The sequence below is a fragment of the Nocardia thailandica NBRC 100428 genome (assembly GCF_000308795.1).
Taxonomy (GTDB): Bacteria; Actinomycetota; Actinomycetes; order Mycobacteriales; family Mycobacteriaceae; genus Nocardia; species Nocardia thailandica.
In genome coordinates this window covers 1-21,241 of the sequence record NZ_BAGK01000167.1, presented here as the reverse complement: position 1 = coordinate 21,241, position 21,241 = coordinate 1, and the positions used below count along the sequence as shown (strand labels likewise).

Annotated in this window: 25 protein-coding genes; 24 read left to right on the top strand and 1 reads right to left on the bottom strand. The window is 67.2% G+C overall.

What is annotated here, in order from left to right:
• The first annotated feature begins 3 nt into the window (after positions 1–3).
• From ON36_RS32800 to ON36_RS34800, 22 genes are all read left to right on the top strand, one after another.
• Positions 4–429: a head-tail connector protein gene (locus tag ON36_RS32800; protein ID WP_052314081.1), complete on the top strand. Its 426-nt coding sequence runs from the start codon at positions 4–6 to the stop codon at positions 427–429.
• The gene (locus tag ON36_RS17385; RefSeq protein WP_157224906.1) at positions 423–800 is read left to right on the top strand and encodes a hypothetical protein; all 378 of its coding nucleotides are present in this window, start codon (positions 423–425) and stop codon (positions 798–800) included. Before ON36_RS32800 ends, ON36_RS17385 begins: the two co-directional genes overlap by 7 nt.
• Positions 781–1,080, top strand: coding sequence for a hypothetical protein (locus ON36_RS17380; protein WP_043654350.1), 300 nt, complete (start codon positions 781–783; stop codon positions 1,078–1,080). Before ON36_RS17385 ends, ON36_RS17380 begins: the two co-directional genes overlap by 20 nt.
• Before the next feature lie 5 nt (positions 1,081–1,085).
• Positions 1,086–1,457, top strand: a complete 372-nt coding sequence (locus tag ON36_RS17375; protein WP_444543630.1) for a phage tail termination protein — start codon at positions 1,086–1,088, stop codon at positions 1,455–1,457.
• A gap of 69 nt (positions 1,458–1,526) precedes the next feature.
• A complete protein-coding gene (locus ON36_RS17370) occupies positions 1,527–2,447 on the top strand; it encodes an IPT/TIG domain-containing protein (protein ID WP_043654343.1) in 921 nt (306 codons plus the stop codon).
• Between the two features lie 99 nt (positions 2,448–2,546).
• A complete protein-coding gene (locus ON36_RS17365) occupies positions 2,547–2,738 on the top strand; it encodes a hypothetical protein (protein ID WP_043654340.1) in 192 nt (63 codons plus the stop codon).
• 24 nt (positions 2,739–2,762) lie between these two features.
• Complete coding sequence (locus ON36_RS17360) at positions 2,763–3,131, top strand: hypothetical protein (RefSeq protein WP_157224905.1); 369 nt, start codon at positions 2,763–2,765, stop codon at positions 3,129–3,131.
• 167 nt (positions 3,132–3,298) lie between these two features.
• A complete protein-coding gene (locus ON36_RS17355; RefSeq protein ID WP_043654334.1) occupies positions 3,299–3,583 on the top strand; it encodes a hypothetical protein in 285 nt (94 codons plus the stop codon).
• Between the two features lie 24 nt (positions 3,584–3,607).
• Entirely contained in the window at positions 3,608–9,349 is a 5,742-nt protein-coding gene (locus ON36_RS35890) for a lytic transglycosylase domain-containing protein (protein ID WP_245558121.1), read from the top strand.
• 7 nt (positions 9,350–9,356) lie between these two features.
• Positions 9,357–10,286: a phage tail family protein gene (locus tag ON36_RS17345; RefSeq protein ID WP_157224904.1), complete on the top strand. Its 930-nt coding sequence runs from the start codon at positions 9,357–9,359 to the stop codon at positions 10,284–10,286.
• Between the two features lie 3 nt (positions 10,287–10,289).
• Positions 10,290–11,972, top strand: a complete 1,683-nt coding sequence (locus ON36_RS17340) for a Gp37-like protein (RefSeq protein WP_043654327.1) — start codon at positions 10,290–10,292, stop codon at positions 11,970–11,972.
• Positions 11,973–11,985: 13 nt separating this feature from the next.
• Positions 11,986–12,654 carry a phage gene 29 protein family protein gene (locus tag ON36_RS34210; RefSeq protein ID WP_157224903.1) on the top strand — a complete coding sequence of 223 codons (669 nt, stop codon included), beginning with the start codon at positions 11,986–11,988 and terminating at the stop codon, positions 12,652–12,654.
• Entirely contained in the window at positions 12,651–13,718 is a 1,068-nt protein-coding gene (locus ON36_RS17330) for an N-acetylmuramoyl-L-alanine amidase (RefSeq protein ID WP_043654324.1), read from the top strand. The genes ON36_RS34210 and ON36_RS17330 overlap by 4 nt, the downstream gene beginning before the upstream one ends.
• 31 nt (positions 13,719–13,749) lie before the next feature.
• Positions 13,750–14,091, top strand: coding sequence for a phage holin (locus tag ON36_RS17325; RefSeq protein ID WP_043654322.1), 342 nt, complete (start codon positions 13,750–13,752; stop codon positions 14,089–14,091).
• A 27-nt stretch (positions 14,092–14,118) separates the two neighbouring features.
• Complete coding sequence (locus tag ON36_RS17320; protein ID WP_157224902.1) at positions 14,119–14,418, top strand: hypothetical protein; 300 nt, start codon at positions 14,119–14,121, stop codon at positions 14,416–14,418.
• Positions 14,419–14,434: 16 nt separating this feature from the next.
• A complete protein-coding gene (locus ON36_RS17315; RefSeq protein ID WP_043654317.1) occupies positions 14,435–15,100 on the top strand; it encodes a hypothetical protein in 666 nt (221 codons plus the stop codon).
• Between the two features lie 9 nt (positions 15,101–15,109).
• Positions 15,110–15,433 carry a hypothetical protein gene (locus ON36_RS17310; RefSeq protein WP_043654314.1) on the top strand — a complete coding sequence of 108 codons (324 nt, stop codon included), beginning with the start codon at positions 15,110–15,112 and terminating at the stop codon, positions 15,431–15,433.
• A complete protein-coding gene (locus tag ON36_RS17305; protein ID WP_043654311.1) occupies positions 15,430–16,662 on the top strand; it encodes a hypothetical protein in 1,233 nt (410 codons plus the stop codon). Before ON36_RS17310 ends, ON36_RS17305 begins: the two co-directional genes overlap by 4 nt.
• Before the next feature lie 18 nt (positions 16,663–16,680).
• Positions 16,681–16,989, top strand: coding sequence for an LtfC-like domain-containing protein (locus tag ON36_RS17300; RefSeq protein ID WP_043654309.1), 309 nt, complete (start codon positions 16,681–16,683; stop codon positions 16,987–16,989).
• A 4-nt stretch (positions 16,990–16,993) separates the two neighbouring features.
• Positions 16,994–17,347, top strand: a complete 354-nt coding sequence (locus ON36_RS17295; protein WP_043654307.1) for a phage tail fiber protein — start codon at positions 16,994–16,996, stop codon at positions 17,345–17,347.
• Position 17,348: 1 nt separating this feature from the next.
• Positions 17,349–18,404: a hypothetical protein gene (locus ON36_RS17290; protein WP_043654304.1), complete on the top strand. Its 1,056-nt coding sequence runs from the start codon at positions 17,349–17,351 to the stop codon at positions 18,402–18,404.
• A gap of 111 nt (positions 18,405–18,515) precedes the next feature.
• Positions 18,516–18,866 carry a hypothetical protein gene (locus ON36_RS34800; protein ID WP_157224901.1) on the top strand — a complete coding sequence of 117 codons (351 nt, stop codon included), beginning with the start codon at positions 18,516–18,518 and terminating at the stop codon, positions 18,864–18,866.
• Here ON36_RS34800 and ON36_RS17285 read toward each other — a convergent pair.
• On the bottom strand, positions 18,841–19,443 hold the full coding sequence (locus ON36_RS17285; protein WP_157224900.1) for a DUF4352 domain-containing protein: 603 nt from the start codon (positions 19,441–19,443) through the stop codon (positions 18,841–18,843). The genes ON36_RS34800 and ON36_RS17285 overlap by 26 nt on opposite strands.
• A gap of 176 nt (positions 19,444–19,619) precedes the next feature.
• Between ON36_RS17285 and ON36_RS17280 the strand changes: the two genes are divergently transcribed.
• Both ON36_RS17280 and ON36_RS17275 read left to right on the top strand, forming a co-directional pair.
• Entirely contained in the window at positions 19,620–19,862 is a 243-nt protein-coding gene (locus ON36_RS17280; RefSeq protein WP_043654298.1) for a helix-turn-helix transcriptional regulator, read from the top strand.
• Positions 19,859–21,163 (top strand): tyrosine-type recombinase/integrase, encoded by a 1,305-nt coding sequence (locus tag ON36_RS17275; protein ID WP_052314079.1) that lies wholly within the window; start codon positions 19,859–19,861, stop codon positions 21,161–21,163. The genes ON36_RS17280 and ON36_RS17275 overlap by 4 nt, the downstream gene beginning before the upstream one ends.
• The last annotated feature ends 78 nt before the right edge of the window (positions 21,164–21,241 follow it).

Below are 21,241 nucleotides of genomic sequence, written 5' to 3'. Positions count from 1 at the left end.
GCGATGGCCGTGCTGATCTACGCCGCACCCGACGACCTGATCGACGGCGCCTGGCTGACCGGCACGGTACCCGCCAACGCCGCCCTGCTGATCCGGTTCGCGTCGATCCTGGTGCGCCGCGCCACCATGTGCGACCGCTACGACACCGACCCCACCGGCCTGCCCGCCGACACCGTCGTCGCTGAAGCATTCCGGGACGCGACCTGCGCGCAGGCCGCGATGTGGTCGCTCGCCGGCATCGACCCGGCCGCCGGCAGCGTCGGCCGCGAACTCGCCATCGCCTCCCAGACCGCCGACGGCGGCTCGGTCACCTACGGCGACACCATCACCGGCGCCGAGATCGACCAGGCACTCAACCGCCTGCACACGGCCGCCCTGCTGATCCTGCGCAACGCCGGACTCGCCTCCCGGAGCCCGAACACATGGTGAACTACCCAGCCCCCCGATATCCGGGCGGGACGATGCTCACCGTCATCCGCACCGGCACCGCGAACGCCCGCGACTGGCAAGGCGACCTGGTCGCCGCCGCCGAAACCGAGCACCAGATCGGCCCCTGCGACCTGAAGTGGCTGACCGACAGCGAGGACAACACCTCCGGCGAGCAGCTCACCCTGACCGCGCGCGTGACCGCGCCGGTCGGCTCCGACGTCCTCGACGGCGACCGTATCCGGCTGCCCGACGGCCGCGTCTTCGTCATCGACGGCCAGGTCCGCTTGGCACCCAACGGGTTCACCGGCTGGGTGGCCGGCGTGCGCTTCGTGATCGCGAAGGACGGTGGCAGTGGAGTTCGACGGCAGTGACCACGACCTCGACATCTTCCTGCAGGACAGCGCCGAACTGGGCGACTTCCTGCAGGAGGTCGCCGAGCAGGGCGCGGACAGGTGGACGCGCAGCGTCCGCTGGAAGACCGGCTTCAACGCCACCCACATCGAGGCCTACGTCCAGGCCGCCGAGGACGCACCTGTCCTGGAGGGGATCGTGCTGGCCTGGGGCTATTACGCCCGCTTCCGTGAGCACGGCACCCGCTTCAACCGTCCCGAGCATGTGATGCGCGACTTCATCCGAGACGTGGAGGGCTGAGCATGATGCCCCCGTTTCCCGAGTTCGACGAGGTCATGCGGGCCCTGCTCGACGACATCGCCCCCGTCGTGACCTTCGAATCCGACCAGATCGAGGCCCCGTACATCTTCGTCACCCGCGTCGGCGGCCGAGCCACCGAGATCGTCGACGCCCCGGTGATCGACATCGAGTACGTCGCCGCCACCCGCGAGGCATCCAAGGCGATGCGCTCGGCCGGGCAGGAACGCATCCTCGCCGCCGGCAACACCGCGCCGGGCGGCTACCTGATCGACACCGCCGACGAGCAGACCGGTGGCCGATTCATGCCGCCTCTGCGGCGCGACGACCGCGGCGTCACCGCTACCGTGCGCCTCTCCTATCGCCGCCCTCGCGGCTGACACCTCTCCCCGGCACCGCCTCCCGCCCATGCGCGGGCTCTGTGGCGTGCCCAATTCAAGGAATTCTCAATGCCTGCTGTCACTTTCGACGAGGTCGCGAACTGGAACCCCAGCCTGATCCGTCGGCCGAACAAGGGCTTCGTCCTGATCGGCGACATGAGCGCGACCGTCCCGACCGCCTTCACCTCCGGCGTGAGCGCCGAGTTCCAGGGCCTGGCCGGTGCCGGTTTCGACTCGCTCGGCCTGATCGACAAGGGCGCCCCGCCCACCTTCACCCCCGAGGTCGAGAGCTCGGACGTGGAGGCGTGGGGTGCGCTCGAGCCGCCCCGCACCGACATCATCACCCGCAAGACCACGGTCGCCGCGACCCTGCTCGAGACCAAGCGCCGCACCCTGGAGCTGTACTCCGGTGTCGACCTGTCGACCGTCGTCGCCGACGCGACGACCAAGGAATTCAGCTTCACCGACCCGACCGCGCCCGAGACCCGCTACCACCGGGTGATCGTCGGCCTGGTCGACGGCGCCGGCGCGAACGCCATCTACTACCTGCGGATCCTGCCGCGCGCGACCGTCACCCAGGTCGGCGAGCAGACCTGGTCCCAGGAGAACGCGCTCGCCTACAACGTCACGTGGAGCGCCAAGATCGACGAGGACCTCGGCTACGCCGTCAAGCACGTCCTGTGCGGCCCCGGCATCGCGCCGATCCTGGCCGACATGGGCTTCGCCGCGACCGCGTCGGTCCCGACCATCACCTCACACCTGCCGGCGGGCAACCTCGCCGCGGCCGGTGGCGAGAGCGTGGTCCTGCTCGGCGCCCACTTCACCGGCGTCACGGGTGTCACCGTCGGCGGCACCGCCGCGACCGACTTCACGATCGTCAACGACACCACTTTGGCTATCACGACCCCGGCCAAGACCGCGGGCAGCCACAACGTGATCGTCACCAACGCGACCGGCCCGTCGACCGCCTACGCGGTCACCTACGCCTGATCGCTCCCTGAGCCGCCGCCCCGCGCGTGATTCCTGGCCGCGCGCGGGGCAGGCCCCCACCCCACTCTTCCGCCAGGGCACAGCCAGGAGCGAAACCCCATGGCATTCAACCCCATTCGTCTCGTCTCGCCCGACGGCGTCTGCGTGCGCGTCGGCTCGGCCGTCGAACGCGAACAGCTGCTCGCCCGCGGCTACACCCCCGAGCCCGAGCGCACCCCGGCGCCCGCCCCGGCGCGGGAGGCCGACCGCAAGCCGGTCGCCGCCAAGCCGGACCCCAAGACCAGCAAGTAACCCCCTCTGCCAGGAGAAACACAGATGGCTGCGAAGAAGATCGTCCCTACCGCGAAGTCGCGCTGGGCCACCATGCGCGACGAGGCCCGCGCCAACCGCACCCCCCGCGAACCGTACGCGTTCGACGCCGTGGATCCGCCGATCCTGATCACCGCCCCCGACACCGTCGAGCGCGCCACCGCGCTGGCCGAGATGATCGACGCCAAGGGCGGCATCGACAGCGCGCACCTGCGCCGTCTGATCGCCGCGATCTGCGGCGACGCCTACGAGCGGGTGTGGGAGATCATCCGCGACGAGCCCGCCGAGGTGCTGTTCGCGCTCATCTCGGACATGAACGAGCACTTCAACGCGGTGCCCGGCGACGAGGCGGGTGACCTGCCGGGGGGCGAGTAGCCCTCGTCCTCCTCATCGAGGAGTACGGGGACGAAATCGAATTCGACCTCCAGGAACGCCTGGGGGTCGACCTCGGTGACTACCACCGCGGTACCCGGCCCTGGCCGCAGCTCTACCGGTTCCTGCGCCGCTTCCCGCTCGACTCCTGGTACCAGTCCGCCGTCGCGATGGACGAGGAGATCGGCTACGAGCGCGCCCAGCAGCCACTGCCCGAGACCCGCGAGCGGATCGCGCCGCAGGGCTACTCCATGTCGATCCTGCTGCAGCTGCGCCAGATCGACCTGCTCAAAGAGCTGATGCGACTGCTGCCCGCCGTGTTCGGCGGGAAGTTGCCGCCGCCGTTCCCTCCCGAACCGCGCCCGCAGACCGCCGAGCAGTACTTCCGCGAAGTCATCGAAAAGATCGAACTCACCGACGCCGTGAACGCGCTTCTCGGCATCGACAACAACTGAAGACAGGTGGTGGTGCCCGTGTCCATGCCGGGCGAATACAAGGCGGGCACCGCCTACCTGAGCCTCAAGCCGAAGCTCGCCGACGCCTTCCGTGCGCAGGTGAAGACGCTGATCAAGCCCATCCAGGAATCGATCGCCGTCACCCTGAAGCCGACCCTGGCCAAGGGCTTCAACGCCGACGTCAAGCGGCTCGCCAAGGAAGCCGCAGAGAAGGCCGGCGCCACCGACATCGCCTTCCGGCCGAAGCTGGCCAAGGGCTTCACGACCGACCTGAAAGCGGACGCGAAGAAGGCCGCCGAGCAGGCCGGGCAGAGCATCGAATTCCGGCACAAGCTGGCGAAGGGCTTCGCCACCAGCCTCAAGAAGGACGCGAAGGCCGCCGCCGAGAAGGCCGGCGCCGACATCGTCTTCGGCCACAAGCTGGCCCCGAAGTTCCGGTCCACGCTCAAGGCGTCGGCCGCGCTGGAAGCCGAGAAGGTCACCGGCAAGGTCAAGTTCGCGCCCACCCTGGCGCCGGGCTTCACCACCGCGCTGCGCGGCAAGGTCAACGCGGCCGCGGCCGGTGTCGAGGCCACGGTCACGATGAAGCTGTCCGAGGCCGGGCTGCGGCAGAAGATCCGCGCCCTCAAAGAGAGCCTGCCGGCTGCCGAGCTGCGCGTGCAGCTCGACTTCTCCGACGCGCACGCCCAACTGGCCGTGTTCCGGGCCACTGTCGCCGCGCAGCCGCTGACGATGAACGTCAACATCGACTCCGCCGCGGCGATTGCCCAGCTGATGGCCCTGCGCCACCTCGCAGGCTCTGTCGGGGACCGGATCTCCGGCACCCGCAGCGCTGTGCGCTCGGCGACGCGCGCGGCCGGGACCACGGTGCGCGGCAATATTTTCACTCGCCCGTTCCGGGCTGTGCGCGCCGATCGGGAGAACCGCCGCGCCGATGTCGACTCGGCTGTCGCTGACCGCGCGACCGCCACCAACGAACTGTCGCGCGCCTACCAGCAGCAGACCGACGCGGTGAATCGGCTCACCGAGGCCCGGACCCGCCACAACGAGTTGATGTCGCGCGAAGCGACCAGCGAATCACAGCGGCTCTCGGCCGGCCAGGCCCTGCAACGCGCCCTGTCCTCGCAGCTGAGCGCGACCAACGCCCTGCGCGAGGCCGAAGACAACTACAACCGCACCCTCGCGAACTCGGGGTCGACCGCGGACGACCGGGCGGCTGCTGCCGCGCGCGTCACCCGCGCCCAGAACGACCTGTCGACCGCGAACGACCGCGCGTCGCTGGCCGAGGCACGCCACCGCGAGATGATGTCGCGCACCGCGTCGACCGAGTCCGAGCGGGTCGCCTCCCAGAACCGGCTGACGCGCGCCTCCCGCGACGCCGCCGACGCCAGCAGCGCCGTCTCCCGCGCGCTGGGCCGCGAGGCGGAATCGCACCGCAACGTCGACCGCTCCCGCTCCCGCCAGAACTCCATCGTCGCCTCGATGTCGGCCGCCTGGCAGGGCTTCCGCTCGGCCGCCGTGGACTCCCTACAGTCCGTCGCCAGCAACCTTTTCTCGATGTCGACGCTGGCCGGTGTCGCCAAGGTCGCCCTGATCGCGCTGGCCGCCGTCTCGCTCGTGCCGCTGATCGGCCAGGTCGTGCAGGCCGCCGGCGTGATCGCCCTGATCCCCGCCGCGGTCGCCGGTCTCGCCGGCGTCCTGGCCACGGTCATCACGGGCGTGTCCGGCATCGGCGACGCCTTCACCGCCTACTCGAAGGTCGAGGACAACGCCGCGAAGGACGCCGAGGCGCACGCGAAAGCGGTGGAGTCGGCCCAGAAGTCAGCCGCGTCGGCGGCACGCAGCGTCACTTCGGCGCAGCGCGGCGTCGCCTCGGCCGAGAAGGGCGTCCGCGACGCCCAGAAAGAGTCCCTGGCCGCGCAGAAGGCGCTGACCGAGGCCCGCAAGGACGCCCGCAAGGAGCTCGAGGACCTCAACCGCGAGCTAGGCCGCACCAAGCTCGACGAGCAGGGCGCCGCGATCTCCGTCGCCGAGGCGAAGGAAGAGCTGGACAAGACGCTCAAGGACTCCACCTCCACTGCCACCGAACGCGCCCGCGCCCAGTACAACTACGAAAAGGCCCTTCAGGACCAGGAAGACACCATCCGCAACTCGAAAGAGCTTGCGGAGAGGGCGATCGAGGCCAACCAGAAGGGTGTCGAGGGTGCTGACGGTGTCGTCGCCGCGCAGGAGCGCGTCGCGGCCGCTGCCGAGGCAGAGGTCACCGCTCAAGAGGCGCTGGTCGACGCCCAGCAGTCTCTCGCCGACGCCAACGCGAACCTCGCTGACGCGCAGAAGGAACTCGCGCGGGCGATGTCGGACACCAGCGACAGCGTCGAGGACTTCGAACGCGCGCTCGGGAAACTCTCGCCGGCCGCGCGGGAGTTCGTGCAGACCTGGATCGACAAGGTCAAGCCGACCCTCAAGCAGATCAAGCAAGACGTCCAAGAAGCCCTGTTCGGGAACAACCTGGACGACAAGGTCGCGAACTTCGTCAACGGCTGGTCGTCGACCCTGTCGACCGGCATGTCCAAGGTCGCCACCGCGATCCGCGAAGGCGTCATCCGCGCGATGCAGTTGTTCGACGATGAGGGCCGCAAGAACACGGTCGCCCAGATCTTCGACAACATCGCCAAGTCGATCGGCCCCGTCATCGACGGCATCGCCGACCTGGTCGCAGGCATGCTCGCCCTCGCGGGCGTCGGCTCGAACTGGATGCCTTCCGGCGCGCAGTCCTTCGCCGACACCATGCAGCGCTTCCGCGAATGGGCTGAATCCCCCGAGGGCCAGGCCAGCTTCAAGGACTTCATCCAGGACAGCCTCGACACCGCGCGCAAGCTCTGGAACATCCTGAAGAAGGTCGGCTCGCTCATATGGTCGATCTTCCGGGGCTCCGACGACGTCGGCGAGTCCTGGCTCGACAAGCTGGTGAACAAGCTCACCGAATGGTCCGACTGGGCCAAGTCGCCCGAGGGCCAACAGAAGATCAAGGACTTCTTTACCGAGGTCAAGACCACCGTCGAAGCCATCGTCAACGGCATCGACAAGGCCATCCGCTTCTGGAACCAGCTGACCGGCGACATCAAGGACTCGCCGATCGGCAAGGTCCTCGGCGGCATGTTCACCGACAAGAAGACCCTGACAGACGAGAACGGCAACCCCATTCTCGACGAGAACGGTGATCCCGTCGAGGTCGAAAAGTCCCTGACCGACAAGGCCAAGGAGATCGCTGGCGGCATCCTGTCGGGCGGCTGGAACTACTCCCCGTTCGTCCTCCTCAGCAAGGCGGCCTACGCCGTCGGCACCGACATCGGTGAATGGCTCGGCGAGAAGATCGGCAAGGGCGTCATCAAGGCGGCCGGCTGGCTGGCCGAGCTCAACTTCAGCCTGGAGGTGACCGCCGGCAAGTTCCAGGACTGGCTCGGCGACAAGGCCTCTGGCGTGCTCGACGCCTTCAAGGACAAGTTCCCTGGGCTGTCCGCGGCGATCTCGGCGTTCACCGACGACGGCCAGCTGTCCCTGAAGGACATGACCGAGAAGGGTATCGGCTACCTCGCCGACCTCGCGGGTGTCAACGGTTTCGAAAAATTCAAGGAACGCGCTGGTCAGCTGAAGGATTTCTTCGGCACGCTGGTCGACGACATCGGCCTGCAGATCGCGAAGCTGCCGAGCAAATTCGCGGGCCCGATCAACATGGTGATCGACAAGCTCAACGGGTTCGGAGACATCTGGAACAAGGTCGCCGACAAGCTCGGGCTGCCGAAATGGGAGCCGCTGGACCACGTCGCCGAGACACAGTCCGGCGCTGAAAAGTCCCCGAAGTCAGCGACCCCGATCCCCGGTCGTTGGCGCGGTGGTCCCGGCGGCTCGAACTTCTCCGGGCAGGTCACCGGGCCCGGCGGCCCGAAGGAGGACAAGGCGGGCCTGTACCGGCTGTCGGCCGGTGAGCACGTGTGGACCGCCGACGAGGTGGCCGCCGCGGGCGGTCACGAGGCGATGTACGGGATGCGTAAGGCCGCGCTCGCGTCGGGCGGCAAGCAGTCCAAGCAGCATGGTGACGGCGCGCCCGGCTACGCCGACGGCGGCATCGTCTCCACCAGCGACCCGCTGGACCCGATCCAGTCGCAGCTGTGGGACCTGGTCCGCTCCGCGATCCCTGGTGCCATCCTCACCTCCGGCAAGCGGTTCGCCGATGTCGGTAGCGGATACGACTACCACATGCAGGGCAAGGCGATCGACCTTGCCGGCCCCATGGACGAGATCGCCCGCTGGATCTACACCACCTATCCGCAGTCGAGCGAGCTGATCCACTGGCCGCTCAACGGCTGGCAGAACCTCAAAAACGGGGCGCCGCTGAACTACGGCGAGCCGACGAACTCCCAGCACATGGACCACGTCCACTGGGCGAACGCCGACTTCCTCGGCAACCTCTCCGACGAGGAGAAGCGCAACATCTTCGCCCGCATCGGCTCGGCCATCGGCGGGGCGATCAACTCGGGCAAGAACACCCTCGCCAACAACTTGCTGATCAACCCGCTCCGGACCGCGGCCAATGCGATCCCGGAGATCGACGGCATGGGCGAGGCAGGGAAGATCCCGAAGGCGTTCGCGCTGAAGCTGGTCGACTCGATCGCCAGCAAGGTCCTCGGCTCCGGTTCGGGCGGCGGGGGAGCGAACTACAACCCCACCGCTGGTGTGGAGCAGTGGCGCGACATGGCGATCGCCGCTATGCGCCGCGAGGGCTTCAACGCCGACGACCCGGCGCAGGTCAACGCCATGATGGCGCAGATCCAGTCCGAGTCCGGCGGCAACCCGTCGATCATCCAGGGCGTCCAGGACGTCAACTCGGGCGGCAACGAAGCCCAGGGCTTGCTGCAGGTCATTCCCGGCACGTTCGCGGCCTTCCGCGACCCGTCGCTGCCGGATGACCGCACGGACCCGATGGCCAACATGGTCGCGGCGCTGCGCTACTACAAGTCGAAGTACGGCATGGACCTCACCACGATGTGGGGCAAAGGCCACGGCTACGACCAGGGCGGCATCTTCCCCCACGGCACGTTCGGCTGGAACGCCTCCGGGCTGCCCGAGGCCGTGCTCACGAATCCGCAGTGGAAGATGCTGCAGCAGGCCGCCGACAACACCCTGGGGTTCTTTACGGGCAATCAGGGCACCGACGGCTCGCAGGCCAAGACCCTGCAGCAGCCGCTGGACACCAACACCCTGACCGGCACCGGCACTGGCACGAGCAGCGGCACGGGCTCCAGCAGCTCGTCGTCGAGCAGCTCGAGCAGCAGCCTGGACACCTGGGACACGCTCAAGACCAAGGGCGAAAAGCACCTCTCCACCATCTGGACGGCGTTCTCCGACGGCCAGATCGAGGACGCCCTCAACGTGGTCGGCGCCCCGGACCCCCGCAACATCCCCTTGTATTCCGCCATCAAGGACTACAAGGAGAACTCCTGGGATCCCTACGTCAAGTCGAAGGCCACGAACGCTGATTCGAGCTCGACGTTGGCGCAGGCGGGCTACTACAACGCCGGCCAGACGGCCGCGGGTGCCGCGGACACGATCACCAAGACGACGGGCACGGGCGGGTCGATGACCCAGACCACGACCGACAACACCACCAACATCTTCATCCAGACCAGCGATGTCGCCGAGGCGTACCGGAAGGCGCAGCAGATCAAGGATCTGCGCGCCCTGACGACCACGGCGCGAGGGAGCTGATTCACCTTTGCAGCGTAAGTCTGCCAAGGTCGAAGTCTTCGGATGCGATGACTCGTATTTCCCGATCAACGGTCCCGGCGCGTCGCCGAAGCTTTTCCTCGCCAGCGATGTGAAAGGCATTTACGACGCGCCGGTGACCACGAAATACAAGTCGTCGGCATTCCAGCGTGGCTCGACCTATCAAGGCAAAAAGTATGAGCAGCGCGACATCACCATGGGCGTCCACATCAAGGGCGACGACCCTGCTGATTGGGAAGACCTGGATTCGCGGTGGCGGCAGGCCTGGGACTATGAGCCTGACCCGTTCAATCCGTCGTCGAAGCTGACGAAGATGTCGATCACCACCGACACTTCCGGGACGCGGTCACTGTATTTGGCTCTGTCCGAGTCGCCGGTGGCCGACACCAAGCATGATCCGCATTTGACGCGGACTTCGCTGCTGCCGATGACCGTGGTGGCGCAGCAGCCGTTCTGGTTCGAGGACCGCTACGAGACCGAGCCGTTCGACTATTTCGAGACCGGCTCGTCGGGCACCTCCGAGGGATTCGTGACGATCGCGAATCCGACCGATGTCCCGATGTATCTGAAATGGGTCGTCACCCGCGGTAAGTGGACGCTGCCGGACCGGCAACTGCTGGGTCCGAAGAATGCGCGCGTCCCGGCGGGGGAGTGGGCGAACCGCAAGATCACCTTGCCGGAGCTGACCGACCTCAACGGCGGCGCACGGATCGACGTGGACCCGATGCGGCTCATGATCCGCGACTTCACCAACACCAACCTCATCGGCCTGATGAACGGGATCTTCTTCATGCACAAGGTCCCGCCCTACACCCAACCCCAGGAGGTGCCGGTGAAGGTCGAGAACGCTCCTGTCGGCGGCGCCCGCGTCGAGGTGTATTGCCCGCGCCGCTGGACTCGTCCATGGGGGCTGCGTTAACCGATGACTGACATTTCCACCCTCACATTGAAAGAGCAATGTGAGGCGATTTGGGCTGCCACGCTCGCGCAAGAAGAGGCCGACGACCGGTCACGCCGTGAACCGCCGCTGATGCGGATTTGGAACGGTGACTGGTTCCTCCAGGGCGTGCTTTCAACGGAGTACTCGGCGTCGTTCACCTGGATCGACAACGAGGCCGGGTCCGGGCTGACCGAAATCCCGCTCGATGACCCGATCGCCCGCTGGATCTGGGGCGTGAAAGACCGGATTGAAAACGGCGAGAAGCGCAATGTGCACATCACCGTGGACAAAGACGGCGCCCGCTGGTCCGGCCGTTTGCACGATCACACCGTCGAAAAAAGAGAAGACGGCACCCGTGTTTTGGTTGTGCGCTGGATGCACGACCTGGAGAACCTGAAGTATTACCAGATTTGGAGTAACCCGTTCCTCCCGGCCGCTGTGCAATTCCCGCGCACGTTCATCCTGGCAGGGCCTAGTATTTGGTGCCTCAAGACCGCCCTGTTCCTGAATATCATGCGGGAACAGGAATCGGTCTGGGCGCTCCCGGATGACCCGATGTCGCAGACCTCGGCGGGCCCCGGGATGTCGAATTGGAGCGTGGTCGTCAAGCCCACCACGTTCCTGGACGACATGAACGCCGGAACCCTCTGGTCGGTGCCCTACAGCCGCTGGAAGTACTTCCACGACATGGCTGACCAGATCCTCGAGGATTCGCAGCTTTCAATCGTCGCCCGACGCTTCATCGAAACCGACGACGAACAGCCGATCCCCGGCGAAACCCTGCGTAACGGCTGCCTCGTCTTCGACATTGTCGACCAGTCCGGCTACTACTCCGACACCGCCAACGGCGGCGACCCGTTCCTCGGTTTGAAACGCACCTTCGCGCAATTCGCCGAGGACTTCATCGACTCCGTCATGGAGCCCGTCGTCGACCCCGCAGTGCCCGACTCCTACAAAGTTCCGGGCCAGCGTCTCACCGACAAGACATGCCCTTATGTGGTGTTCTTCGAAGGCGAAGAGACCGGTGTCGAATCGTCCAAGTTCATTTACACACCCGCTACCGCGATGCAAATCAACTGTGGCGGCACCTCGATGCCTGGCGTAAATGAACTAATTTCAGCTGGAATTCAGATGGCGGGCGATCTGGTCGCCATGATGATCGGTGTACCCCCCGTTGGCGGCGCCTTGGACGCAATGCTTTCGCCGATATATCGCGACACAATTCTCGCCTGGGTTTCCTTGCCTTCCAACGCCCGTGTAGCTAATTCCGGATGGTCCCGGTATTGGGAATACTTCCAGACCGGAGCCGACCGCGGATACACGCTCGCCAGCCTCGCCGCACTGCGCACAGGATTCCACGAAACCCGGTCCTGGTTCAGTCACGAGATCATGATCCGTGACGGCGCACCGTGGTATGTCGGCGAAAACGGCAAGGGCCATTTCTTCATCGGTGACCGCATCGGCGCAACCGTCATCGGCGACTTCACGAACCAGATCTACATTGACCGCGTCCGTGAACTCACCCTCGCCTGGGACCGCGAAAGCCTCCCCGAATGGATGCCCGTCATCGGCGAGAAGGAAAAGAACAAGGACCGCGGCCAGCGCGCCCTCGGATTCATCTCCGACATCTTCGCCGCGGTGAAAGAACTCGGTGTCACGAAATAGCCAGGAGGCTCCGTTGACAGAAACCCCCGCCGTGGAGGTAGACCAGTCTCCCTGGCTCGCCGACGGCGAATTCCCCACCCGCGCCACCTGCAACCCGAACTGCCCCGAAGAGGCGTTCCTGTGGATGTATGCGGGCCTGCCCGGCATGCGCGGCGCGCCGCTGGTCTTCCCGATCGAATACCTGCGGCAGGTGTCACGCCGGCAGTGGGATTGCGGCGCCCGCCCGGTCGATTCGGTGATTCCCGGTGAGGTGATCATCAAGTACCAGCGGCCGAAGGTCGGCGACCCGCATTGGCTCACCAACCCCGGCGTCTGGGTCGACGTGAATGATCCCGAACGCGACCAGTTCGACGTGAAGGAATTCGTTAAGAGCCTCCCACAGGACGCCAAACGCCAACTCGCCGAGGCGATGGGCTTCGACCCGCGCGCCGCCGTCCCCGACCACCAGTTGGTCGAGGCCTACGAGCCCGCGGTCCCGCAGACCGGCCGCCCGACCCGCGACGGCGCAACCGTCTCCAACGAGCCGCTGCCCTTCGACCCGATCCACAAGACCGTCACCGAAGTCGTGGCCTACCTGCGCAACGCGCCCGCCGACGAAGTCGACCGCGTCCTCGCCATCGAGCGCCACCTCGGCGCGAACCGCCGCGGCATCACCAAGAAATTTGAGGAGGCCGGTCTGTGACCCGTCCCGACTTCACCGAAATCGACGCCTTCGGCAACTCGCGCTCGTCCCGCTGGGGCGCCCGCGTCACCAACTTCCTGCTGCACACACAGGAGGGCAACGGCAGCGCCGAATCGCTCGCCGGCTACCTGAACAACCCGGACAACGGCGTCTCCTACCACTACACGGTCCGCGACGGCATCGTCTGCAACGTCGTCGACACCGACTACGCATCGTGGTCGGTGCTCGACGCCAACTCCCAGACCATCAACCTGTGCTTCGCCGGCTCCCGCTCCGCGTGGTCGCGGCAGCAGTGGCTCGCCATCGACCGCGACCTGCGCATCGCCGCCTACCTCGCCGTCGAGGACGCCCGCAAGTACAAGTTCGCCACCACCGTCATCACCCCGCCCTACCGGCGCGCCGACGGTATCTCCGACCACCGCTACGTCACCGACGCCCTCGGCATCGGCGACCACACCGACGTCGGCCCCAACTTCCCCTGGGACGTGTTCGCCGGCTACGTCGCCGAGTACGCGGGCGGCACCGCCCCCGCGCCGGTCCGCAACGAGATCGACGCCAAGGCCGCGGTCTCGCCGTGGCTGGGCAAGCGGCTCACCGTCGGCGAGAACACCTGCCCCGACAAGATCGGGAAGTGGGCGCAGTTCGAGCGCGGCTACATCTACTGGTCCCCGGCCACCGGCGCGCACCCGATCCCAGACACCCTCTGGGACAAGTTCGCCGGCCTCGGCTGGGAAGCCGGCGGCCTCGGCTACCCGACGACCGACCACACCGTCCTGAAGGGCCCCGACGGCGCCAACTGGGGTGACGTGCAGGGCTTCCAGCGCGGCGCGGTCTACCGCCGCTACGGGCAGCCCGCCTACTGGGTCCACGGCGCGATCCGCGACCACTGGAACCGCTCCGGGTTCGAGAACGGCAAGTTCGGCTGGCCCGTCTCCGACGAGCAGCCGTTCGACGGCGCGGCCTACCAGGACTTCGAGCGCGGCCGCATCCACTGGACCCCCAAGCCGACCCTCGGCCTGCTGACCGCGGGCGACCGCGACACCCCTCTCCCCGACGCCGCCTGACGCGGCGCACCCCCAATCACGAGGTATCTCAATGTCCTTCGACACCCTCCGCGACCTCACCGCCGACGCGCGCGGCCGCCTGTACACGCTGCTGGCGCCCCTGCAGGTCCTGCTGGTCACCCTCGGCCTACTCAACGACGCCGACGCCGCCCTGTGGGTCTCGATCGTCGGCGCCGTGCTCGGCTTCACTGTCGCCGGCGCCAACTCGACCGCGACCTGGCGCACCTGGCTGTACCGGATCCTGACGGTCGCGCAGCCCGCCCTGATCACCTACGGCGTCCTCAGCGACTCGCAGGCCGCGGCCGTGGTCGCGCTGGTCGCCACCGCCCTGGGTCTGGGCGTCGCCGCGTACAAGACTCCGTCGATCGGCTGACGCATGTGGTCCGTCATCATCCCCGCGGTGACGGCGGTACTCGGCATCCTGGTCGGCTTCGTCGCGCCGAAGTCACGCACGCTCGACTCGCAGCGCGAGGACTTCAAGACGGTCCTCGCGCCGCTGAGCGCCGAGCTGTCGGACTTGCGCACCCGGATCGCGAAGCTGGAGACCCAGCACGAAGCCGACGTCCTGCAGCATTACCGCGACGTGCGCCGCATCGACATCCTGACCGACTACGTCAAGGACCTGCTCGAATTCATCCGCACCCACGTCCCCTCGCCGCCACCGCCGCCGATCCCGCCCGAAATCTCCAACTCGATCTGACCGTCGGGGGTGACTCGTGAGTTACCCCATCGGCACTACGCCCGACGGCGCGAAACAGCCGGGCGACTTCCGGCCCCTGCAGCTCGCCACCGAAGAGGACGCCAAGGCTTCGATGAAGTCCGGCGTCCTCGGCGCGTTCGGCAACGCCCAGAACGTCCACGGTGTGGAGGTTCGCGGTCGGATCAACGGGGCCTATGACGCTATCGCGGTCGTTGACGGCCACGCCGATGAAGCAGTCACCGCCTCCCAGGCCGCCGCGAATGCTGCTGCCGATGCTGTCGACATCGCCGACAAAGCCTATCTGAACAGCTCTTTTTGGATCATCGAGTGTGTCGTGGCCTCGGCCGCGGTCGTCCTCGGCGGCAACGAGTTGTTGCTCGGGCCCGTGCTGAACGTGCCCGACGACCAGGACGCCTACTTGACCGACGTCCACATCGCGCTGCTGTCCCAGCCCGCAGGCATGTCGATCGAGTGCCGAAAGTGGAACGCCACCGGCACCTCGGCGACGACGTACACCACGGCCACCATCGGCGCGAACGTGACCCGCTACAACATTCCGCTCCTCGAGGTCCCTGTGCTGGACAAGGAGCGCTTCTTCTACACCGTCCCCACGATCACCGGATCCGTCGCGCCGCAGGTGCTGCAGATCGCGGTCGCTGGCGTGTTCACGCCGAAGCCTTAGGAGGCTGTCGTGCTGTCCTTTCACTGCATCGGCGCGACCGGCACGATCGAGTCCGCGCCCCAGATCCAGCCCTATCGGGAAGCCCTGTGGGCCGCGGCATTCGACGTCGACAGCCTCGAGGGCCTGTTCGACATGACCCCGGCCGCGCGCGCGATCGAGATCCTGGACGCCGCGATCGCCCGCTTCAACGCGATCCCGGATGAGCTGCGCGTACACCTCGACCCGGCTGACCGGCTCGGGCTACGCGGCAACCGGCTGGCGTTGGCCGGGATCCGCGCGTTCCTCGCCGACTATGGCGGCACCATCTCCGGAGCGTTCGAGGCCGGCGAGTGAGCTTCTTGATCCGCCGCAACTTGCCGTTGGCGTGGGCGGGCTGGCGTGACACCTTCGACCGGCCGCCGGAGAACCCGCTGCAACGGCCCTGGCGGCACCTCGGCGGCGGCGAGTCCTACATCAACAACCTCGAGGAGTTGGTCGTCACCGAGCAGGCCGTCAACTCTGACGGCCGCGGCCCCAGCTACGAGTGGCAGCCGTTCACGCCGAACTGGGGCTTCGAAGCCGAGCTGTGGTATCCGGTGTCGGGCGCCGACAACCAGCACTTTTACATCGTTTTCACCGACTCCTGGGTGCGGATCGGCAGTGATCTTTTCCAGAAGGCGGTCGGGGTCGGCTTCAAGCACGAGCTCGGCGGCTTCGACGACAACATCGTCGTGGGCGAATTCCCCGATATGTTCACCCCGATCAACTTGATCGGGACCTGGGACTCGCCCGTCGGGAGCTTCAACGGCAAGACCCTCACCGTGCGGGTCTGGTGCGATAACGACGCCTGGCTGCGCATCTGGCTCAACAACAGCTACGTCGGCTCCGTCATGCCGACCGAGGCATACAAGCTCTCACCGCTGCGCCGCTGCGTCCGCCTGGTCAACCGCTCCTACTGCAACGTGTACATCCGCTGGATCAACCACTACGACAGGCCATCGAGCATCCCGCCGAAGACCGTGTGGTCGTCGATCTTCTACGACGACTTCAACCGGGCCGACGGCGCTGCGGGCAACGGCTGGACCCAGCTCGGCACCGACGCGGGCATCGTCAGCAACCGGTACGTCCACACCGGCAGCAACAACAACTCGGTCGGACTCACCCGCAACGTCGGCAACCTCAATGGCCGCGCCCGCATCGAGGCCGTCGTCCGCAGCCCGTCGACCGCCTCGGACTCCGGGCTGATGCTGTGCATGAACGCCGCCGGTGACCAAGCTCTGACCGCGAACATCTTCTCCGGTCAGGTCTACCTCGGCCGCGTGACCTCCAGCGTCAACGGCACCCCGTCGTTCTACGACTTCTCGAACCGCGGCGTCACGGTCGCCGACGGCGACAAGCTCGCCTTCTCCGTCTACGACGGCGTCTGCTGGCTCGAAATCAACGGCACCCCGGCCCTGTACGCGGGCAACGTCCACGACGTCGTGCCCTCCACCAACGCTTACGCCGGTCTGCGTGTCGAGCGCGACGGATCGAACTCCGCGGCGTTCGACGACGTCCGCATCTACTCCGGCGTCGGTATCTGACCCGTCCGGGAGGCCCGGATGCTCGGCAACGAGCCCCTCATCGAAACCATCGTCTTGGTCCCCGGCCAGGACTTCGTCCACCAAATCGTCGTGCCCGAGGGCAATTTCATCCCGGTCGGCACGACCTGCACCCTGCGCATCTACGACCACACCGACACCGTCCTGGCCGAATGGTCGGCCACCGTCACCACCGCGTGGGTGTCGTGGCTCATCCAGTCCGAGGTGTCGGACACCATCACCATCCCAGCGAAATTCCGCATCTACGTCCACTTCTCGGACGGCAAGGATTTCTGCTGGTACCGGGGCCAAGTGGCCCGACAGGACTGATCTCATGGCAATAGCTGTTGGCACTACTCGGCAGGTCCTCGCCGACGCCTACAAGACCCTCTCCGGCGCCTCCACCGTCTGGGTGTCCCTGCACACCGGCGACCCCGGCACCACCGGCACCTCCGAAGCCTCCGGCGGCTCCTATGCCCGCGTCCAGGGCACCTGGACCTCCGGCAGCGGCGGCTCGCTGTCGATGGCCGAGCTGACCTTCAACGCGCCCTCCGGCTCGTTCTCCTACGCAGGCCTGTGGTCGGCGTCCAGCGGCGGCACATTCTACGACAAGTGCGCCCTCGCCCCCAGCATCACCCTCGGCTCGGCTGGCACCATCAAGGTCACCCCCTCGTTCTCGGTGAGCTGACATGGCCGCCCCGCTCCCCACCGGCACACGCTGGGTAGCGGCCCTGCCAGACGGCGGCACCACGCAAGCGGGCCTGCCGACCGGCACCCGCGCCCACCTGCCCGACCGCTTCTACATCCCGCCGCCACTGGCCGCGGCGGTCGCCGAAGGCACCCTGACTGTCGTGGCGATCCCCGCCGCCCTGGCCGGGTTCTCCGCGACCGGCGGCCTCACCGCCGTCCAGGTCCCCGCCCCCGGCGCGCCGTTCGCCGGCACCGGCACGTTCCGGATCCCGACCGACCGGCTCACCGCCGAGGCCGGAGCTGTAGGCGCCCTCGCCGCGGCCGCAGCCCCCGTCACGACGGCCCAGTTTTCGGCCGCTGGCCTGCTGTCGGCGATCCAGGCTGCTGCCCCGACCGCCCAGTTCACTGGCGAGGGCACGCTGCTGATCCCGACCAACCAGGGCGTGGCACCGTTCGCCGGCACCGGCGACCTGTCCGCGGCGGCCGTGCCGACCGCGCTGGCCCAGTTCTCCGCGACCGGGCTGCTCACCGGCATCCAGAAGCCCGCCGCCGGAGCACCGTTCACCGCGGCCGGATCACTCACCGGAGCCGTCGTCGCACGGACGACCGCCCCGTTCTCTGCGACCGGCACCCTGGCCGCGGCGGCGCAGACCTTCATGCCGTCCGGCATGACGAAGAACGGCACCGCGACCACGTCGACCACCTACACGGTGGTCCCGAGCTGGACCGCCGACACCACCGGCTACCCCGGCAGCACGGTCTCCGGCAACGCTCTGGTCGTTAACGGATCCAAGACCGGCGCCACGATCACCGTCCAGCTCACCTGGACCGCGGGCGCCGGCGGCAACGACATCCGCGTCCGGATCATGAAGAACGGCGTCCAGGTGGGCGCCGAGTCCGGCTCCGACACCACCTCGCCGACGAACCACTCGGTGACCACCGACGTCGTCACCGGCGACCTGATCACCGTGGAACGCAAGGGCTTCGGCACCTGGGACGGCACCTACGCCGCCACCATCCAGGCCGGAGCCACCACCTACGTGCGAGTAACCTGACAGCACCACCGAAGCGCCCCCGACCGTCCTGGTCGGGGGCGTTTTCGTCGTGACTGGACAGTGTTCGATCCGGTGGGTGCGTTCCCAGCAAACACACGATAGGATTCGAACATGCGTTCGACCCGGCGGCCTGAAGTGTTCGATGTGCTCCATATCCACGAGCCTGACATCGGACTTCTTCACGCGCTCGGCGTCACTGTCCGACCGGCGACCGGCCGAGCCTGCTACCGCGTCGACCACCGCTGGCGCTGGTGGAAGCAGATCGGGCACATCGTCGTCCCCGCGCCCGGCGCCGTCGAGGTGTGGCCACATCGCGACATCACCGAAGACGAGCTGGCCGCGCTGCGCGGAGTCGGAGCTGAGGCATGGATGACCCCGCCGTCACCGCAAGGCTGGATCCGCACCGCCTCGGGATGGGAATGCGCGATAGACGTGCCTATCGAGTCGTCGCCGGCAGTGTGACACGAGCAAACGGCGAGCCCATGCCCGCCGAGAACGACGCTTCCTTCGGGGTTGCGTCGCTGGGGATGTCCCACGACACCTGGTAGGTCTGCGACAGGCCGGGGTTCAACTGGACCGACTTGCCCCAGGTCTTGTTCTCGAGGCTGTGCATGCGGCCTTGGGCGTCGAACAGGTAGACGTTGCCGTCGGCGTTGTATGACTCGGCCGATGTGCCGATGTTGGTGACGCGATACGTGATCGTCGTGAAGCTGCCCCGCGCGGTGCGATCGCCGACCGTGTCCTGGCCGTTGGCGACCTCCAGCACGGCGAATTCCAGCTTGCCCGACACGCCCTTCGGCGCCGATGCGTAGTCCACCTGGACTGTGGAGGAGTCGCTGTCGCTCCCGCTCAACTGTGTGACGGCCACGACTGCCACGACGAGTGCTGCGACGAGACCGGCTACGACCGTGCCGATGATCGCGGGGGAGGCCCTTCTCTGCGGCGGTGTGGGCAGCTGCTGCGGGTAGCCGGGTGCGTTCTGTGGATACGGCGGCATCGGGTGCTGCCCGCTCGGCTGCGGTGTCGGCGGATACGTCACGGTGCCCCCTGTGCGCTGGCTGGTTGCACGGAGTCTACGACGGCGTCCTCTACCCGGATAGGGGCATGGCTAAACCCTGGCGCGGCGTCGCGGGGGCCTGCTGCGCCAGGGGTGGTGTAGAGCAATGTACTGCATTACAGTGCATTGGACAACGACACCGACGAAACGGGAGTCCAATGCCCACCAACACCCGCAAAACCACGAACGTTACGCCTGCGCCCGCTGCCGCGACCGCCGTTGTCGCCGAACGGCTGTGGACCATCGACGACCTCGCCACCTACCTCGGTGTGTCCGTCGAGACGATCTACGAATGGCGCAAGGGTAAGGGCGGCCCGCCCGCCATCAAGATCGGCAAGGGCCTGCGCTGGCGTCGCGCCGCGGTCGAGGCGTGGCTGCAGTCGCTCGAGGAGGCCGCGTGAGCCACATCGAGGACCTGTGGTGGAAGGAGGAACCCGACCCTGAGAACCCGCGCCGCAAGAAGCGGGAGAAGAAGGCCGGGTTCGGGAAGGGGATGCGCTACAAGGTCCGCTGGATCGACCCCGCCGGCAACGAGGTGTCGAAGTCGTTCCCGGACGGCAAGAAGCGCGAGGCGCAGGCGTATCAGACCCACATCGACGATTCGCTGCTGGACCGCAAGTACATCGATCCCAAGGCGGGCAAGAAGCCGTTCGCGGCCGCCTATGAGCTGTGGCTGCAGGCGTCGTCGCCGAATCCTCGCTCGCGCACCACCTGGAAGACGCAATACGACAATCACATCGAGCCGTTCTTCGGGAAGATGTCGACCGAGACGGCCAGCACGAAGGTCATCGAGTGGATGGACTGGCTCAACCAGCGCAAGGCCTACGGGCACCCGCTGGGCGAGTTCTACAAAGTGCTGCTGTTCCGGCAGGTGTCCGGCATCTTCAGGGTCGCGGTCGCGGCGAAGTGGATCCCGGTCAACCCGTGCACGGCCGACGGGGTGAAGCGGCCGCGGGCGCCGAAGAGCCTGGTGGTGCCGTGGACAAAGGATCGCCTGTTGAAGATCGAGGCCGCGTTGAGTGATCGGGCCCGGCTGGTGGTCCCGTTGGGTGCGGGGCAGGGGATGCGCCGCGGCGAGATCCTGGCGTTCTCGCCGGAGGACATCAACCGCGAGACCAACGAGATCGTGGTGCGGCGGCAGATCCGGCGGCTGACCGGGGGGCGGGTGTTCTCGCTGCCGAAGGGGGACAAGACCCGGATCGTGCCTGCGGCGTCGTGGGTGATCGACCGGGTGGACGCGTACATGGAGGCGTTCCCGCCGCGGCCGGTGACGTTGCCGTGGGGGACGTTGGATGGCCGGATGACCACGGTGGAGCTGGTCATGGTGCGCGCTGATGAGGATCCCTGGTATGGGGAGTTGTTCCAGGGCACGGAGTGGGCTGGTGCGTTCCGGCGGGCGCAGGTGGTGATGCGTAAGCGCGTCGACGGGGTGCATGCGCTGCGGCATCTGTATGCGAGCTTGCAGTTAGCTGCGGGTGTGTCAGTCCGGGAGTTGGCCGAGTATCTTGGTCACGCGGACCCGAAGACGACGTTGAGCGTGTACACGCATCTGATGCCGTCTTCGGCGCCGCGCTCTCGGTTGGCTACGGACGCCTACTTCGATCCGGCTCGCGCGCTGACGGCCCAGTTACGAACTGAGCCGGTGATCGAGGACGACGGTACGTGGTTCGATGCCGATGGGGAGCCCGTCGACCTGGACTGAAAACCGCCGTGTACCTGGGGTGATGCCCGGCCCCGTGTGGGTCTGCACGGCCCGACCCACGTAGGGTGACTGCATGGC